Annotated in this window: 15 protein-coding genes; 10 read left to right on the top strand and 5 right to left on the bottom strand. The window is 41.7% G+C overall.

Translation table 11 applies throughout. The features are described 5' to 3' along the window. Positions 1-7: 7 nt before the first annotated feature. Complete coding sequence (gene glnD / locus L2748_RS08095) at positions 8-2581, bottom strand: [protein-PII] uridylyltransferase (protein WP_220779168.1); 2574 nt, start codon at positions 2579-2581, stop codon at positions 8-10. A 418-nt stretch (positions 2582-2999) separates the two neighbouring features. On the opposite strand from glnD, the gene L2748_RS08090 reads away from it, so the two are divergent. Next, positions 3000-3425 carry a hypothetical protein gene (locus L2748_RS08090; protein ID WP_246616082.1) on the top strand — a complete coding sequence of 142 codons (426 nt, stop codon included), beginning with the start codon at positions 3000-3002 and terminating at the stop codon, positions 3423-3425. Here the strand turns inward: L2748_RS08090 and L2748_RS08085 are convergent. Then, positions 3324-4472 (bottom strand): hypothetical protein, encoded by a 1149-nt coding sequence (locus L2748_RS08085; RefSeq protein ID WP_246616083.1) that lies wholly within the window; start codon positions 4470-4472, stop codon positions 3324-3326. The genes L2748_RS08090 and L2748_RS08085 overlap by 102 nt on opposite strands. Positions 4473-4683: 211 nt before the next feature. Then, entirely contained in the window at positions 4684-5874 is a 1191-nt protein-coding gene (locus L2748_RS08080) for an alginate export family protein (RefSeq protein WP_220779170.1), read from the bottom strand. Between the two features lie 305 nt (positions 5875-6179). Between L2748_RS08080 and L2748_RS08075 the strand changes: the two genes are divergently transcribed. From L2748_RS08075 to yghU, 8 genes are all read left to right on the top strand, one after another. Then, positions 6180-7097 (top strand): hypothetical protein, encoded by a 918-nt coding sequence (locus L2748_RS08075; protein WP_220779172.1) that lies wholly within the window; start codon positions 6180-6182, stop codon positions 7095-7097. Between the two features lie 77 nt (positions 7098-7174). Then, positions 7175-7687 (top strand): MerR family transcriptional regulator, encoded by a 513-nt coding sequence (locus L2748_RS08070; RefSeq protein ID WP_220779173.1) that lies wholly within the window; start codon positions 7175-7177, stop codon positions 7685-7687. Positions 7688-7842: 155 nt separating this feature from the next. After that, a complete protein-coding gene (locus tag L2748_RS08065) occupies positions 7843-8088 on the top strand; it encodes an HP1242/YdcH family protein (RefSeq protein ID WP_220779174.1) in 246 nt (81 codons plus the stop codon). A gap of 165 nt (positions 8089-8253) precedes the next feature. Then, positions 8254-9144 carry a prohibitin family protein gene (locus tag L2748_RS08060; RefSeq protein ID WP_220779175.1) on the top strand — a complete coding sequence of 297 codons (891 nt, stop codon included), beginning with the start codon at positions 8254-8256 and terminating at the stop codon, positions 9142-9144. A 195-nt stretch (positions 9145-9339) separates the two neighbouring features. Further along, positions 9340-11085 carry a DUF3859 domain-containing protein gene (locus L2748_RS08055; RefSeq protein ID WP_220779176.1) on the top strand — a complete coding sequence of 582 codons (1746 nt, stop codon included), beginning with the start codon at positions 9340-9342 and terminating at the stop codon, positions 11083-11085. A gap of 251 nt (positions 11086-11336) precedes the next feature. Continuing rightward, entirely contained in the window at positions 11337-12416 is a 1080-nt protein-coding gene (locus L2748_RS08050; RefSeq protein ID WP_220779177.1) for a PepSY-associated TM helix domain-containing protein, read from the top strand. A 211-nt stretch (positions 12417-12627) separates the two neighbouring features. Continuing rightward, on the top strand, positions 12628-14697 hold the full coding sequence (locus L2748_RS08045) for a M13 family metallopeptidase (RefSeq protein ID WP_220779178.1): 2070 nt from the start codon (positions 12628-12630) through the stop codon (positions 14695-14697). 246 nt (positions 14698-14943) lie between these two features. Continuing rightward, positions 14944-15801: a glutathione-dependent disulfide-bond oxidoreductase gene (yghU, locus tag L2748_RS08040; protein ID WP_220779180.1), complete on the top strand. Its 858-nt coding sequence runs from the start codon at positions 14944-14946 to the stop codon at positions 15799-15801. Positions 15802-15872: 71 nt separating this feature from the next. Here the strand turns inward: yghU and L2748_RS08035 are convergent, their stop codons facing one another. Together L2748_RS08035 and L2748_RS08030 are read right to left on the bottom strand one after the other, a co-directional pair. Beyond that, on the bottom strand, positions 15873-16358 hold the full coding sequence (locus tag L2748_RS08035; protein WP_220779181.1) for a cupin domain-containing protein: 486 nt from the start codon (positions 16356-16358) through the stop codon (positions 15873-15875). 225 nt (positions 16359-16583) lie between these two features. Then, complete coding sequence (locus tag L2748_RS08030; RefSeq protein WP_220779182.1) at positions 16584-16832, bottom strand: hypothetical protein; 249 nt, start codon at positions 16830-16832, stop codon at positions 16584-16586. Positions 16833-17139: 307 nt separating this feature from the next. On the opposite strand from L2748_RS08030, the gene L2748_RS08025 reads away from it, so the two are divergent. Beyond that, on the top strand, positions 17140-17928 hold the full coding sequence (locus L2748_RS08025; protein WP_248957680.1) for an amidohydrolase family protein: 789 nt from the start codon (positions 17140-17142) through the stop codon (positions 17926-17928). Positions 17929-17935: the final 7 nt, after the last annotated feature.

Here is a 17935-nt window from a genome sequence, read left to right as displayed (position 1 = left end):
ATAGCGATTAAGCTATCTCTTCTTCGATAATATCCACCAGCTTTAGCTGCTCGTCATGACCAAAAGAGGTGTTATCGGCATTAGACACTAAAAATACGTTTTCGGTGCACTCACCTAAAGTACTTATTTTGGCTGAATGGATACTGAGGTTTCGCTCAGATAAAAGATTACAAATTTGCTCTAAGTACATAGGGTCGTCCAAAGTATTGACCTTAAGTAGTGCGCGATTTTTCTTAGTGGTATGCAACACAGTCACCACTGGAGGGTTATCAAAATTCTTTAATGCTCTGTGAGGTAAAAGTTTTCTCGGTTTATCTTTTTGATCAATAGCGCGATAAATACGCTTAACGATTTGCGCTAACCGTGGCTCATCATCAATAGGCTCATCTTTATGATCCAGTACCTTAATGATCTCTAATACCTGACCATTTTTGGTCTGCATCATCTGCGCATCTTTTACTTTAAGCTTAGAACTGGCTAAGGTCTTGAACAGGTCTACAAACAACTTAGGTCTGTCTTCGGTATATACAAAGATACTGGTAAAGCCATTATCGGCGTTTTTACCGATTAAGACCCGAGTCGTACCAGGTTCACCTTTTAGTACACCTTGGCTAATCTCTATAATGTCCTCTACCGAGTTGCCACTGAAAAAATTGTTAGGCAAACTCTGCCAAAATCGAGCTAAGCGTTCGGCATCAACACCAGTTTGAAGCAATTCAGCTCTGGCATCAGCTTGGTTTTCACGGATAACCGTACGCACCTCAAAGATGTTCTCAATACCTTGCTTTAAGGTCTCACGAATTGCCATATACAATTGCGTTAACTGACTCTCTTGCCAATCATTCCAATAGCTTTCATTGGTTGCCATCATATCGGCAATAGTAAACAAGAACAGTGCATTAAGCTTACCTTGAGAACCAACTACTTTTGCCAAATGCTTAATCACATCTGGGTCGCTAATATCTTGTGTTTGTATCGCACTGATCAGTACATCTTGGTTCGCCACCAGCCAGTATATCAGCGCAGTTGTAGACCCTTTAAGTAAGTGTTCATCTGCCAATTCCTTTGCCTGAATCGCGCTTAATTCGCTGTTTTCAATCGCCTGTTTACCTGACAAATGATGACATAAAGTAGCAAACACTAACGCAAAGCGATTACCTAGGTTTTGGTAGACAGTGTAGGTCAGGCTGTTTTTCTTATTCAGCGCAAAACTATCAATATATTGAATCGCTTTAAAGGTATGCTCATCCACAGTAAAGGCATTGTGCATGTCAAACTGCATCTGCCCTTCGATGGCATGCCACTGGGAACAATAGGCAGCCAACACACCATAACGATGCATTAAGCCTAATGATTTACGTAACCCTTTAGGGTGCGCCAAAATAGCAAGGAACTCTTCTCGGCATCCTTGATAATCTTGCAATTCACCCAGTAGCCTGCGACGGGTTTGTCTAAGTAATCTGAGAGTTTGCGGCGCTATGCCGACGATCGCGTCATTTTCTGCGATCAACTTGAACATCCGCATCACTTGACGCTTATCGATAAAGGCCTGGGTAAATTTAACTTCAATTAAGCCATTACAAACACTGAAGTATTTATCTAGAGATTGCAGATTTTTACGCTCCGTTTCATGAAGCGTATCAAGCTTAAACGAGTCACAGATAATTTGGTTTAACTCGCGCACTCGGGTCATAGCGCGAAATAATTGCCGCATCATACGCTCAATGGCTAACTGGCTATTATCGCCTTGACCAAATTGCATAAACTCGGCCACTGCGGCTTGATGCTCAAATAGCAACACGTCTTGTGGTGATTGGGTCACGCAGTGCAGTGCCCACCGAACTCGGCAAATAAAGTCATAAGCTTCGAGTAACTCGTACACTTCATCTTGCTGTAAAAAACCAATCGTTTTTAATGCGTTGGCATTCGCCAATGAGAAATGCTTCTGTGCAATCCACATAATGGTGTGTACATCACGCAAGCCTCCAGGATTATTCTTTAAATTTGGTTCTAAATACAGTGCAGTATTTTGCGCTTTATTGTGCCTAAGCTCTTGCTCTTCCATCTTGGCATCATAAAAAGAAAGGCTGGTCCAAAGTTCATTTTGGTATAACTGCTCTTTTATTACCTGAGCATGTTTTTTAGACCCCACTAAACAACGGATATCAAGTAAATTGGTCGCTATGGTGATATCTGTGGCTGCGGCGTCAATTGATTCAGACAGTGTTCTAACGGTTTGGCCTATGTCTAAGCCAAAGTCCCAAAGGCGGGTAAGGAAAAGTGATAATTGTTCTTGCTGGTGTGAGGAAAGATCTTGTTCAATAATTATCGCTAAATCAATATCTGATCTGGGATGTAAAGCCCTGCGGCCGTAGCCCCCCACAGCGTTAAGCGACATAGTGGTCTTATGTAAGTTATACATTTTCCATAATGAAACCAACATTTCATCTATATGCTTGGCCCGCCTCTTCAATAGAGATTGTACCGGCAGAGTTAAAAACTGCGCATTTAGCTTTTCGTCGAAGGTTTTTATATGAAACTTCAACTCCGATAGAGAATTAAGTTCCAATGCACTAGACATAATAAGGCTCTTTCCTATTCGCTATATAACCGCTAGCTTATACCTTAATACATTAAGGTAAATGACAACATCCGATGTCGTAATTAGACCGCAGAAACATGATTTTTACTGGATTAATCGCGACATAACCATAACAATTACAAGACTTTTTTTCAACAAAGCGGCCTATTTGCTCAGTTTAACAGCCTCACTCGCTCATCTACTAAAAGCATATTTACTCTCGTCCTAGCGTAAATCACCTGCTATTGAGCCTCCTTTCACTTGCAGTCAGTGTATTGAATAATAACAAGTTAACGACATCATCCCTCACTCTCTGCTAAAGTAATCCTTATTACTGTAATAAGCACTTTAGTTAAAATTTATCCATCAGCAAGTAATGTATAAAAACTAGCAGAGTTCTCCGTTTTAAGGGTATCTAATGAATCAAAAAGTCGTATTTGTCAAAAGCTACTTCGCAAAGATTGAAACTGATAAGCGCGAACAAATGTGGGCTGCAAACCCCAAAACAACTGAGTTTGAGTTCTCGACATGCAAAATTGATAGTGAGCGCTTAAATAACGATTTGCAGCAAGCGATATCGAGCTTAAATCAACAGGGCTATAAAGTAATACAGATAACCCCTGTGACCTCGGGCAACTTTGCTTTTAAAGACCACTTTAGTGATCCACACTTACTAGGTAATGGTGTGAGCACTGAAGGTGGCTACGGTTATGGATTTTCTTATACCGACAGCTTAATTGTTTTAGCCGAGCAAGTTAGTCAACCTCATAGCGAACAAGTCGCACCGGCTAATGAGAGTGTTATTGAAGCAGACCTCAGCCCAGAACCTGAAACTCACGACTAAATATTGATGGATTAACCAATAACTGCTGGGCGCTATACATTTTGAAACAGTACTTCGAAGCGTAAAGGTTAGCACCGCTTGGTTAATACGCTCGGAGAACTCGTCCTCTTTACTCCAGCGATACTCTGGAGTCACAGCAAAGAACAGCCAGTCACGCAGAAAGTTTTGCCTATATGTGGCACTAACACTGGCATTTTTGACATAGTGATAGGGCTCATCGACCCCATAAATACTCGCTTGGTAACTGAGAGCCTGACGATTATTAATATATTGATATAGCTTGAGGCTAGAACCAAACTCCCAACCATTATCGCGATTCTCATATTGTGCAACTGCGCTCCAACGACCAACAAAGGTTTCGTTAAAGGCATGCTCAATATCAAACTCCGTCGACTCACCAGTGACTTTCTTTTCTTGATAAAGCTTCTGGGTCAATCGCGTCACGGTGCTATCAGATATCGGATAAGTGTAGCGCCATCTCGCTTCAACCTTTGGTTTTAGATTAGCCTTAATATTAAAGCTGACTCGGCCTTTTGCATACCAATCATACCTCAAGCCTATATCTCTATCATTGTTGTCATCGGGGGACTTAATAAACGAAAATGGGTCGTCTTCACCGGTTGAATCTAAAATAAGCTTTAATCGTTTAGTCGCGCCTGGTAAGTGCAATCTAGCATTGAGGTTAGAACGGTATTTAAACCCTTCCTCGCCATGATAGGCAAAGTCGTTATACCAACGAATAATCGTACCAGCACGGGCATCATCTTCAATTCTGTCGTCAACAAAAAAACTATCGAACCAAATTGCCGGTTGGCAAAACTTAGTATTAAGATAGTTAAAAGCTTTATCTATAGCGTCATCCATTTGCGAATGGCTGTAGCAAGGATCGTCTAATTCAGTAGGCTTCTCTGAGGTAACTAATGCTTCTTGTTGCTGTGGCTTGTCCTCATCGACGGGTACAGAAGCCTGCGCCGCTGAACATGACGAAGTAGTGATAAAAGCAACAATAAAAAGACGAGAGCAAGACTTAAGCAATGATTCACTCAATGGCAAGGCGTTAATTTGGCAGGAATAATATCACCAATCACATTTAACCAACACCATTAGCAATGTAGAAACAAGCGTCCAAGTTAATGTCAAAAAGTATCAGCTTTATGCTTGCATAAAAAAAGCAGGAATAACTGACGTTTCCTGCTTATAAACGGGAGTAGCGAGAAGAGTCCCAAACTGGACTCTATGCGTTCGGTAATACTAACCTTTAATATTTAGCCTGCAGTGTTAGCCATAATTTGTCTGTATCATTTGAGAAACCATAGCCCGCATCTGCACCACTAAAGCTGGCATACTTAACACCAACGCTATAGTAGTCAGCAAATCGGTAAGTGGCAGCTACGCCCCACTCTTGTCCCATATCTATATCACCATAATCAGATTCAAATGTATGGTACTTAGCAAGTAACTTTAAACCCGCTAGTTTGGCAGTAACAATAAAGTGTGTGTCCACTAAACCATTTTCCCAGTTACCTTTGCCGCCAAACAAAAACTTATCCGTCCAACCGTTAAAGGCATGTAAAGTCGCTAGCGGAGTAATAAAACCGGCTTTACCGTCATCGGACCCAAGTACTTCATAACCCACTTTAGCGCCAAAGCCATCAAAGTTTATTCCAGCACCTAATTTGTAGTAAGAGGCACTGTAACTAACAGGGTTATCTCCACCTTCTGACTGCTGCGCAAACTCAGCTTCATAACTCAGTTTTAAGGCATCGAGCTTGATATCACCCGTAGCACGAATACCATAAGTGTCTGTAGAGAAAGCGGCTACATCACGGTTATCAATTAGGTAAGCGTAACCAGATAACTTAGCGAAATCTAAGCCCTTGTAGTTGATATTAACTAAGTTAGTTTTGTTTTCATGCTCTTCTTTACCTGAACCCTCAGGGAAAATTCGGTTCACATCTGCCACGTAAGCGTAATAAGCGGTTAATCCAGCAATTGCTGTGTTTTTCACAGACACCGCATCATAAGTTTGCTCGTTTTGGCGGAACCCTACACCACCAACAAAGCGCTGGTTATCTAATAAGATTCGCTGGCGACCAAGTAGTGCAAGGATTTCAGCTGGCGCTCGGTAACCAATATAGCCTTGGTTTATTTGGGTATACTTATAGTCAGCAATCAGTGGCTCATTATCTGTGGAGAGAACATCATCAACCTCAGCCACAGCGTATAAGTTATAAATATCGCCAGTTTGGTAATTTAAGCGCGTGCGTAAAGTTGTTTGGTTTTGCTGGTCAACATTCGCAACATCTACGTCTTCAAAGCGCAGGCGAAATTGCACTTTGACAGCAGAGTCATCGATAAAAGCTTTTTTGAGTGGATCCACGGTTTCTGCAGCTACTGCAGTTGAGGCTAAGCTTGCTAATACAGCTAATGTGAGGGCGTGAACTTTCATCTATTGTAATCCTTTTGTTTCATCATTTTCACATGCAGTTATATTGCCGAAACAAATGAATTAACTTGATCCAGAACAAGATTACACTTTGATTACAAACTCGCATCAATATCTGTGACAAGGATCATTACCGAATACTAATTTAGAGGTACACATAAATAAGTATTAATCTAATTTAACTAATTTCATTAGTACTAAACAAAGGCTGATATGTTTAAATTCTTTAATACTAAGCTTCATTTCCCCTTAGCCCTATATAGGGTAAGCTCATCTTTCTCAATACTCGTATTAAAGGATTAATATTAGTGAATTACCTTCACTTAAAAAAAACTAACTATTTATTATTCGCCGGGCTTATTAGCCTCGTTGCGGTTTCAGTTAAAGTACTGCTTATTTTGTTTTTTCCTGCGCAGCTTTTTATTGTTGGCGTCAGTCTACCTACTGACTATTCCAGTAATCATTTTTTACAAGATCAAAACCAAAGGTTTTGTATATTTTTAATTATCACTTACGCGATATTTACTACTTATTGCGCTATTGCTAGCACTAAAGATAAACAACTACCGTTTATGATTTCAGTATTAACGTTATTTGCATTGTCATCACTATTTTCGACAGTGCTAACCCTATGTAACCCGCTTATCGAGTCAATTGAATCCAGTTATCGCTATTGGCCAATATGGGTTATCAACAGCCTTACTGAACTCATTATCGCGACTTTGGCCTTTGTTGGCCTTAAACATTCATGGAAAAACTTAACCGCTAAAATCAATTACCAACAAAATATTGTCATGCTCAGTGCCATGGTCATCGCTTTTAGCATTACTCAGTTCTATGTTCCTGATAGTTATATGGACTGGAGCCTGACCTTAATGAAGCAATATAAAGAGCTGCTAACTCAATTACCCTATGAACTTGATGTTCTTATTAGCATGTTTTGGTTTAGCCTCCCTAAATATGTCATCTTATTTACTATATCAATTGCTCTCTTGGCTAAACTTGGGCATGGTCGTCACTTTGTTTACGCGCTGCTTTTAAGCTTTATCTTGCTACAATTTGTCCTCAAACAGCTACCGATAATCTCAACGTTAGTCATAGGCTCAACAACGAAAGTAAGCCAAATTATTTTGCTTTCAAACAGCTTTGCAATTGGATTACTTGTCGTTATGGTTGGTTGTTTATCAAATACTCAAAGCAAAAATCTTGGCACAGGCAAAGTTTAACCGTAATCATTATTCTGTTGACCTGTCTACAGGTATAGGCTTGATACTCCACGCTGTCGTCAAAGCTAGGATGAAATATGTATACCGTTACCCAACTTGCAAAACGCGCCAACATCTCTCGAACCACACTGCTCTATTATGAGAAAGAGGGGCTGCTCACACCGGCGTTACGAGCAGATAATGGTTATCGATATTATGGCGAGGCTGAAGATAAAAAGTTAGCCGCAATAGTGTCGTATCGTGCGTATGGGTTATCGGTAGCCAGTATTGCAACCTTACTTAACGAAGAAAACGCACTTGAGCAACCTCAGCTGTTAAAAGAGCATTTTAATCAGCTTGAGCAAGAGGTCGCCAAACTTAGACAGCAACAGCGGGCTATTGTCATTTTATTGAAAGCCCCTGATTTATTGGAGAACGAAATGGTAAACAAACAGCGCTGGGTTGAGATCATGATTGAAGCAGGCTTTGATGAAGCTGCAATGGTACGCTGGCATCAAACATTTGAAAAACTTGAGCCGGAAGAACATCAAAAATTCTTAGAATCTTTGAGTATTGATGCGGAAGAAATCAAACGCATTCGTACTTTATAATATACGCACCTCATATATGCCTGCGTGAGCGCAGGCATTTTCACTCGTAAAATATCATTCTCGTCCTCTCTCCCACACAACCTTGTATTTAACCTAAGGTTTGGCTTTACTTATCTAAGCAACAATACTGTCCATTCACTATTTTAGGGGGTGATATGTTAGGCGAAGATCACTCACTTATTCATGAGTTTCCTGAGTACCAAGATATAATTGTTAAGCTTTGTCAAAGTGATGAGGCTTTTGCAAAAGACACTAAACATTACAATGCACTGGATAAAGAAATCCGCAATTTAGAACTAAGAGGTGCCCCAATTGATGATGAGGCGATGCACCAACTCAAACATGACAGAGCAGTATTAAAAGATGCGCTTTACCAGCAATTAAACCACTTTAACGGTTAAGCCCCCTTAATAACGGCATCTAAATCATCTGTACGCGATTGATGCCGCTTCCCCTCTTCTAAAACAACAACCAAAGCAACACAATAGCAACCAATTAAACACAATTGTTTCACCCGTTAGCATTTGCTGGTATCTTTGCAGCGCAAATTTCGAAAGGATATCAAAATGCTGCAAAAAAACTCAAAACTTACTCAACTTACAAAATCATTTTCATTGTTAAAGATTCTGCCAATTTTATTGATTATCGTGGCAATCTTTAACTCTTACTTTATCGTTGTTGAAGGCCATGTCGGCGTGGTAAAACGCTTCGGTGAGGCCAAAGATCAGCAAAATCCTGGCTTACATTTCAAAATCCCTTTTATTGAAACCGTTGAAATGATCGAAGTGCGTACTCGTAAGAATGCCGAGAAAATGGCATCGAGCACTAAAGAACAAATGCCAGTAACCATCGAGGTATCAGTTAACTGGACGGTAAATAAAGAAGCTGCACTTGATCTGTTTAAACGCTATGGCGGCTTAACTCAGTTCGAGCAACGAATTCTCGACCCGCGCTTTCGCTCGGCAACCAAAGACACCATTCCTCAATTTGAAGCTGAGCAGTTAATACAAGACAGAGCCAGCGCCATTCAAGGTATCGAACGTCGCTTGGCTGAAGAGATGGAAGGTTTTCCTGTTATTGTTGATAACATCCAAATTGAAAATATCATTCTGCCGCAAAAGTACATCAACTCGATTGAAATTAAGCAGACCGAGAAAAACCTCGCGGCCGCAGAAGAACACAAGCTTGAGCGCCAACGTTTAGAAGCTCTGCGCGCGGTAAATACCGCTGATGCACGTGCAAAAGGTATTTTAAAAGTGGCTGAAGCTGAAGCGCAATCAATCTTGCTTAAAGGTAAGGCAGAAGCCCAAGCGATTGAAGCAAAAGCTAAAGCACTTAAGAATAACCCATTAATTGTAAAGTTAACTGAAGCACAAGCATGGGATGGAAGACTGCCATCAACCATGATGGGCGACGGCGCAATGCCAATTATGGATATTCGTGACGCAAATAAGTAATCCATCGTTCGCAATAAAATAAAAATGGAGCCTTTTGGCTCCATTTTTATTTTATCCCATGATATTTCTCGATCGAGTTCAAGTAATTCAGATGCTTGCACTGCACAACTACAGCTTTATGTTAGTTTGCCCGCCTTATACCAATTGCTAACTAATTATGTTGCTTACTAACAACAGGCAAAGGACAAGGACTCAATGAGAGCATTCAAGTTAACTATCGCCATACTTAGCTCAAGCCTATTCGGCTTAGGGGGCTGTGCATTAACCCAAGCACCAAAGCTTGTCAGTGAAGTCGAGTTTACAGACCCTCAATTCGCAAAATGTGTACAAAAAACTGAAATCAAAAATCTAGCTCAGATCACCGAACTTCAATGTAATACTCAACAAATACGTAATGTTGATGAAATCCGCTTTATGCCTGGGCTAAAAACATTGATATTACTCGATAACCAGCTAACCCATATCGATATCAGCGAACTTGAACAACTCGATAGGCTTATTCTTGCCGATAATCAGTTAACGAATATCGACCTGTCTAATAACCCTAACCTTACTGCATTGAACTTATCAGGAAATAAACTCAGCTCTATTAATGTCAGCAGCAATCCTAAATTAAAAAGCCTTTATGCTTATAAGCTGCCATTGAGCGATATTGATTTATCAGCACAGCCAAAACTTCGAGATATTGGCTTAAGTAATCATCAACTTACCGAGATAGATCTGTCTAAAAATTTAGAGTTACAGGCCTTGAGTTTGCCTGTTGGGACATTAAAAACCATTGACTTATCGCATAACCCTAAACTAAAGCATCTCCATTTATCTAGCAATAAACTGAATGAACTCAACTTAGAGTATCATCCCGACCTAAGAGTCGTTTCGGTTAGAAATAACCAACTAAAGCAGCTCGATCTCAGCCATAACCCGCAGCTGATCAAAGTCAAAGCCGATTACAATCAAATTGATGAGCTTAAGCTAAACTCGAACTCTCCTTTAAAAGAAATTGAGCTTAATAGTAATCGTATTACCAGCTTAGATATCTCCGCTTATACTCAGCTACAGAAAGTAATTGCATTCAATAACCCACTACAGCAGCTAACCCTCAATGAGGAGCATTTTCCGCAAGTTATCTCAATTGAAGGTACACCGTTAGATATCAGCAATAAAGCTGCTCATGAACAACAATCGCTATCCAATTTAATCTCACCAAGAGTGAGCATTATAGAGGCTGGTACAATTAGCCAAAAAGGCACTCAATATAATGTGGCTGCCAGCCAATTAGCCACGCCAACCTTAGGTCAATACATAGGCTATAGATATTCAGTAAGCTTACCGAAAAATGCTCAAGGTCAAATTGATCCAGTTATTAAGAATCAAAGTCAGTTCCCAATAACCGTGCGTATGACTCACCCTGAAATTGTCGATCCTAAGAGTGGCAAGGGCTTTACTAGCTCAAGTTGGACCGACACCATGTTTAAGCATGATAAAAACTTAGCCATGTGGTATTTCGGTGAGCCTCATGAGCTTGTAACAGGTCGCTGGACATTAGAGATCCTTTATCGTGACTCAGTTGTCGCTAAGAAGTCTTTTATGCTGGTAAATATGGATGAAAAGCCCAGCAGTGTGGGCAAAAAAAATAAGGTTATTGAGCAAGGATTAACGCTCGAAAAGTTAATCACCCGAGGTGAATATTATCTTTGTGAGCAAGATAAGTATCAACAGTGCTTTGGCTTTAGCGATACCCAAACTTGTGCTATCAGCATGCAACCGTTTAAGTCTCAATGCTTACAAGAGGCACTAATCATGATCAAGCAACGCTCTGCAATACCGATGAATGAGCAACTGAGGGAGTTTTTCAGTCATTACACAGCTTGTATGGGCAGTCAGTACATTGCGACCTCAGAGCTAAACCCACAAAAAGTGGGCCAATGTCTAACCCAGTAAATACTTCCCACCTTTCAAGCCCGCGAATAGCGGGCTTGCTATTTAAGCAATTTGTTAACCCTATCACGCGTCTTTACACTTCTTTAATTGCAGTTAAAAGTGAGATTGATTACCATTCTCGCAAGTTTTATCTAACTTATTCCTTTCGCTAAAAACAATATAAAAATCAATACGTTTATAGCATAAAACTTAAGGTATCCCTTTTTTGTCTTGGACCAACATTTGCCTAGACTTACATTGAGAATGTAAATATGAACGCAGTAGCCGCTTTAAAATGGTTCCATAATTGGGTGGGATTTTTCATCAGTATTACCATGCTTATCGTACTTACTACTGGCGTATATCTAGGTAGCGTGGATATGTACAAACGACTCGATGATAAAGGCCAGCAATATGCGCCATTGTCTATTGAGCAAAAAGCCCATACCGTCGAAACACTATTCGAACGTTATCCTGAAATGAGCACAGTGCGTTTTCCAACTGAGCACACGCCTTATATTCAAGCAGCCACACGCGGTAAAAGTATTGCATTAGACAGTGAACTAAACGAGCTATCTGTCAGTTCATTTGGCGACATCCCTGGCTACCGCACAGTGTTTTGGTTACATCGTAACTTCTTGCTAGAAGACTTTGGCGGTAAGTACATCAATGCTTGGGCATCACTGCTTGGTGGCGCTGTCACATTAGTCGGTATTTATCTATGGTGGCGTGTGCGTAAAGGCTTTAGATTAAAGCAAAGTATTCCTACTGACACACGTTCAAGTAGTTTAGTGAAGAGCCATATTCAACTCGGTTTATTTATCTCTATACCATTGTTCATCTTATGCATTAGCGGCTTTTTAATTACCTATAAAAGCTTATGGGTTGGCGCGCTTAAACAGCCTGCGGCTGAAATCAGCTACCCAGTGAGTCAAGCCAGTAACTGGCAAAGCCAGCTACAAACAGCACAAGAGCTATGGCCTGAATCAAACTTAGTGGCAATTAGCAAGCCGCGAGTGAAGAAAGGCGAAACGCCTACTGAACTTAATTACAGCATTCGTTTTGATAGCCATAACGATGTGTGGTTACGTGAAGCTGACCGCATGACCATGAGTTTTGAGCAAGGCATCATCAAAAATGCCCTTAAGCACAGCGATAGAACCTTATCAGGCCAAGTTGCTAGCTTTGTCAGACCACTGCACGATGCGTTAAATATGTCATTAAGCTATGTGATTTTTATCACTTCAGTATCTGTCATTGGCTGTATGATTTTACTCTTTAGCGCGGTTACTTTTTACCGCCGCATATTTGCGAAAAAAACCAAGCGGGTGAATAAACAAGCCACTGCTTAATCAACACCATTAATAGCAGCCAATAGGCTGCTATTTTTTTACCCCCCTCATTTCCCATCCCGCCAAACAAACCTGTTAACAATTCATTAGTTGACATTTTATGCCAATCCTAGAAGATAACTGAGTTAAAACTCATGATATGCTGGGTTGAAAATCATAATAAAAACCGTTAGAAAAACGATAAAAGATTGACAAGGAAGAAAGGATAAAAATGAAAAAGTCATTAATAGCTATTGCTCTAGCAACCACATTTTTAGCGGGTTGTGGCGCATCAGATGTAAACAACGAAGCCAAAAATGAAGTCACTAAAGTTGCAGCAACTAAAGCAGAACTAGGTAGTTTTGGTGTTGATTTAACTGCACGAAATGAAGCCGTAAAACCTGGTGATGATTTCTTTATGTATGCCAGCGGCACTTGGTATGACAACTACGTTATGCCTGCTGATAAAACACGTTTTGGCGCATTCACCGGTCTTGCTGAGCGCAGTGAAAAGCAAGTTAAAGAAATTATCGATGACATCGCTAGCCGCAGCGACCTAAATGCTGAAGAGCAGCTCATCGCTGATTTTTATCAAGCTTACATGGACACAGATACCATCAATAAACTGGGTATCACGCCTATTCAAGGCACACTTGATCAAATCAATGCTATTAAATCAACTGACGACTTAACTAAAGTCTTCGGTGCATCTTGGTTAACTGGCGCAAGCTCACCAATTGCTGGCGGCATGTGGTTTAACCGTTTAGACCCTAACCAGTATGAAATGTCGATTGGTGCCAGTGGTTTAGGTTTACCAGACCGTTCTTACTACCTTGAAGATGCTGAGCGTTTTGTCAAAATCCGTGAAGCATACGTTAGCCATATTGCCGAAATGCTCGCTTTTGCCGGCATTAAAGATGGTCAAGCTCGCGCCGAGGCAATTCTAGCGTTAGAAACTAAGATGGCTGAAGGCCAATGGCCACGTGAAAAGCGTCGTAACCGCGACCTAACGCTAAACCAAGTGAAGCGTAGTGATCTCGCTAAAGAGTACCCAGGTTTCGATTGGGATGTGTATTTCGAGCAAACTGGCTACAAGGTTCCTCAGCTAAATATCTCTCAACCTGATCCAGTTAAAGCCATGATTAAGTTGGTGAACACTGAATCATTAAAGGTTTGGCAGGACTATTTAACTTTCCATACGGTAAGCAACAATGCAGGTTTACTATCTGAAGATATCTACGCCGCTAACTTTGGCTTTTACGGCAAGACCCTAAGTGGTCAGCAAGAGCCGCGTCCACGTTGGAAGCGTGCAATCTCTGAAATGTCTGGCACTCAATCTCTTGGTTTTGCGATTGGTAAAGTTTACGTTGCACGTTACTTCCCAGAATCTTCTAAGCAGCAAATGGCAGCGCTAGTTGAAAACTTACGTACCGCAATGGGCGAGCGTATTGACGACCTAGACTGGATGGGCGCAGAAACCAAAGTTAACGCCCACGCTAAGCTTGCCGCATTTAACCCGAAAATTGGTTACCCAGATGTATGGCAAGAGTTTGATGGCGTAGAGCTCACCAACAAGGACCTAGTCGGTAATATTCAAAACCTACGTCAGTTCTTTAATGCCGATAGCGTCGCTAAAGAGCTTAAAAAGACTGACCGTAATCGTTGGGGCATGACGCCACAACGTGTTAACGCATACTACAACAGCTCGTTTAACGAGATTGTGTTCCCAGCAGCTATCTTGCAACCTCCGTTCTTCGATCCTAATGCCGACCCAGCAGTAAACTACGGCGGTATTGGTGCGGTAATTGGCCATGAAATGGGCCACGGTTTCGATGACCAAGGTTCAAAGTCTGACGCTAACGGTATTCAACGTAACTGGTGGACCGATGCTGACCGCGCCGCATTTGAAGCCAAAGCCGATCAGCTTGCCGCCCAGTACAGCAAGTATGAACCAATCCCAGAAAACTTCGTTAACGGTCGTAACAGTCTAGGCGAAAACATTGGTGATGTGGGCGGTCTTTCAATGGCCTACCACGCATACAAGTTAAGCCTTAACGGCAAAGAAGCACCAGTAATTGATGGTGTTACCGGCGATCAACGCTTCTTCCTAGCTTGGGCACAAGTATGGAAAGAAAAGCGCACTGAACAAAGCATGCTCAATCAGCTGCGTGCAGGTACTCATGCACCGGGCCGTTACCGTGCACAAGCACCACGTAACCACGATGCATGGTATAAAGCATTTGACGTTAAGCCAGGTGATGAGCTGTATCTACCAGAAGATCAGCGCGTACGTATTTGGTAATCAGCTAATACTTATCGAGTAATCTAAAATGCCAGTCAGTTATCTGACTGGCATTTTTTATTGCTAAATTTTATTGAGAGTTTTAGTCGAAAGCCATCTCAATCAGATTAAAGGGTTATATAGATTAACCAGAATTAGGGTTTTAAAACCGTTTTTAGACCCGATATCTATACTGTTAAGCCAGTTAAACCATAAACAGGCAAACTGCTCGATTTTAAGAACAGCCTAAAACCAATAGGATATGACATGACAAACCAATACACACCGGCAAAAGTTTGGACCATGGATAATGAAAATGGTGGTCAATGGGCCAGTATTAATCGCCCAGATTCAGGCCCAAGGCATGAGCAAGCACTGCCAAATGGTGAGCATCCATTACAACTGCACTCGCTAGCTACGCCTAATGGTCAAAAAGTGACTATCATGCTGGAAGAGTTGCTCGCAAAAGGAGTTACTGCCGCAGAGTATGATGCCTACACCATCAACATCGGCGAAGGCGATCAGTTCGGCTCGGGTTTTGTCGATATCAACCCAAACTCCAAAATCCCAGCGCTACTTGATACTTCAACCGGTACACCAACTCGTGTATTTGAGTCGGGCAATATCTTGCTGTATTTAGCAGAAAAGTTTGGTCACTTTTTACCGAAAGATTTAGCTGCTAAAACCGAAGTGATGAACTGGCTATTTTGGCTGCAAGGCTCTGCACCATATCTTGGCGGCGGTTTTGGTCACTTCTACGCTTATGCACCAGAAAAGTTCGAATATCCAATCAACCGCTTTACCATGGAAACAAAGCGTCAGCTAGACGTGCTCGATAAGCAGCTGGCTAACAATCAATATATTGGCGGCGATGAATACAGTATTGCCGATATCGCCATCTGGCCCTGGTACGGTAATTTGGTGCTAGGCAACTTATACAATGCCGCAGAGTTTTTAGATGTCGCCAGTTACCCACATCTGCTGCGCTGGGCAAAACAAGTTGAACAGCGTGACGCTGTGCAGCGTGGCCGCATCGTAAATCGCACATTTGGCGAAGAATGGGAGCAACTCAGCGAGCGCCATAGCGCAGCTGATATAGATGCAGTGCTAAGTAAAAAGCCTTAATGACTCTGTATATGCTTACCTAAATATAACGCCAGTCTTTACTGGCGTTATGTTTATCAACAGATTTAAACTTAGCTGCCAACACCACAGCGACTTAAACGCTTAATCACTTCTTCGTGCTGCGGGTAATCAGTGAGTAAGGTTTCTTGGCTAAACAGCTCAAAGTCGTCAAAAGTAAAACCTGGCGACACCATACAGCCCACTAACGAAAAACCGGGCTTATTCATCGCTGAGCCAAAAATACAGCCCTTAGGCACTAAAAATTGTGGGCGTTCACCGGCTGCTAAATCAAGACCAAGCTGCGCGGTGGTTAGCGCTCCTTGCTCGTCAATCATATAAATCGTCAATGACTCACCAGCGTGGAAGTACCACATTTCATCAGCAGTTAAGCGGTGAAAATTCGACACCTCATTTGTGCGCAATAAGAAGTAAATGCTAGTCCATAATGTACGAGTGTCGTCAAAGCTTTGATCTGAGCGATAAGATGAGCGGAAATAACCGCCTTCGATATGTTGTTCTAACTCAAGGTGTTCAATAAAGTATTCAGCGGTTTGCATCAAAAGGCCTTTCTCATTTTAATATGGCGCATGTTTAGGTTGAATAGCACTGTTTGGTAGGGAACATTTCTATCCATAAATTCGCGCAGAAGTATAATCTCACCTTGGTTAAAAGACTGAGAGCAGAATTAAAGTTTTGTATGTGACACTCGCTTTATCGCCATAAAAAAGCCCAAGCATAATGCTTAGGCTTCAATGGCAATAAAAATAACAATAAGCGAGTGCTTAGTGCTTGCCCATTACGCCATCGCGTACCATCTCTTTACCTGTCTCATACACTTCATCGGTTACCCAACGTGCGTGCAACAGTTTATGGTTAGCATCAAACACGGCAACAAAGTGACGTCCATCAGCATTGTTGGTTGCCATGCCAACCCCTTCCACACCTTGAAGACCCAAACCACCGGTTTCAACTGAAACTAAAAAGCGTCTTAGGTCGTCTAGGTTATCAATTACGTTTTGCTCGTCACTCATCGTTAATACTCTTATCTGCGCTATCTACAACAGCTATTTATGAAAGCCATCAACTACAAGGCTTTTAGCCCTGCATACACTATGCGGCGTACTTTACAGATCATAGCCAAAGATTAAAAGACTGCAGCATAAATAACAAAATCGCGGGTGCCCTCAAGGAGATAAGCAACTGCATGTAATTTAAGCGCATGCTTATTTAGTCTATTAGCTTGGTCACACTTCACGGTTTAATTTATTAACTTTCGATGTGCTCATGTAATACTCGCGCGGCATAGACCCTACACACAAAAAAGATGGATACAGCAAGATGTCTGAGATTAAATTTGCAGTTCTAGGACAATATTTTCATTGCCCAACCAAAGGTGATTTTGAGTACGCCCAACAAGCATTAATTCAGGTGAATAACCAAGGCACTATCGTTTCAGTTACAACCGAAACTGATGCAGACTTCCAAGCGCAAGTCAGCACATTATCCAGCAACAATCAGCTAATCGAACTCTCTTCAACTCAGTACTTAATGCCTGGCATGGTTGATTTGCACGTGCATGCGCCGCAATTTCAACAAGCGGGTAAAGGCTTAGATTTGCCGCTTTACGATTGGCTACAAGATTACACTTTCCCATTAGAAGCCAAATTTGCTGACATGGACTTTACCAAGCAAATATATCCAAGCTTAGTGAAGTCTCTTCTTGCTAACGGCACCACCAGCGCGGTGTACTTTGCCACTATTCATAAAGACAGCTCTGTTGAGCTGGCTCGCGAATGTTTAAAGCAAGGTCAACGTGGCTTTGTTGGTAAAGTGAATATGGATGAAGCAAGCCAATGTCCGCCATTTTATATTGAACATTCAACTACCGAAGCGCTAAAAGAGACTGAACAATTCGTGCAAGAGGTAATTGCCCTTGAGGGTAATGAGCAACAATTAGTCTCGCCTGTGTTAACCCCCCGCTTTGTACCAAGTTGCACCAGTGAGATGCTACAAGGTCTAGGTGAGCTTGCTCAGAAATACCAATGCCACGTACAAACCCACTGCTCAGAAATACCAATGCCACGTACAAACCCACTGCTCAGAAAGCGACTGGGCGCGAGATTATAGCCAGCAG

This window comes from Shewanella sairae, from assembly GCF_023283535.1.
Lineage (GTDB): Bacteria > Pseudomonadota > Gammaproteobacteria > Enterobacterales > Shewanellaceae > Shewanella > Shewanella sairae.
Note: the sequence above shows the minus strand (reverse complement) of the source record. Positions and strands in the feature narration are given on the sequence as shown.

Coding starts and splice junctions, on each gene's coding strand:
- glnD (WP_220779168.1), bottom strand. CDS start 2,581: ATGTCTAGTGCATTGGAACTTAATTCTCTATCGGAGTTGAAGTTTCAT.
- L2748_RS08090 (WP_246616082.1), top strand. CDS start 3,000: ATGAATCAAAAAGTCGTATTTGTCAAAAGCTACTTCGCAAAGATTGAA.
- L2748_RS08080 (WP_220779170.1), bottom strand. CDS start 5,874: ATGAAAGTTCACGCCCTCACATTAGCTGTATTAGCAAGCTTAGCCTCA.
- L2748_RS08070 (WP_220779173.1), top strand. CDS start 7,175: ATGTATACCGTTACCCAACTTGCAAAACGCGCCAACATCTCTCGAACC.
- L2748_RS08065 (WP_220779174.1), top strand. CDS start 7,843: ATGTTAGGCGAAGATCACTCACTTATTCATGAGTTTCCTGAGTACCAA.
- L2748_RS08060 (WP_220779175.1), top strand. CDS start 8,254: ATGCTGCAAAAAAACTCAAAACTTACTCAACTTACAAAATCATTTTCA.
- L2748_RS08055 (WP_220779176.1), top strand. CDS start 9,340: ATGAGAGCATTCAAGTTAACTATCGCCATACTTAGCTCAAGCCTATTC.
- L2748_RS08050 (WP_220779177.1), top strand. CDS start 11,337: ATGAACGCAGTAGCCGCTTTAAAATGGTTCCATAATTGGGTGGGATTT.
- L2748_RS08045 (WP_220779178.1), top strand. CDS start 12,628: ATGAAAAAGTCATTAATAGCTATTGCTCTAGCAACCACATTTTTAGCG.
- yghU (WP_220779180.1), top strand. CDS start 14,944: ATGACAAACCAATACACACCGGCAAAAGTTTGGACCATGGATAATGAA.
- L2748_RS08035 (WP_220779181.1), bottom strand. CDS start 16,358: ATGCAAACCGCTGAATACTTTATTGAACACCTTGAGTTAGAACAACAT.
- L2748_RS08030 (WP_220779182.1), bottom strand. CDS start 16,832: ATGAGTGACGAGCAAAACGTAATTGATAACCTAGACGACCTAAGACGC.
- L2748_RS08025 (WP_248957680.1), top strand. CDS start 17,140: ATGTCTGAGATTAAATTTGCAGTTCTAGGACAATATTTTCATTGCCCA.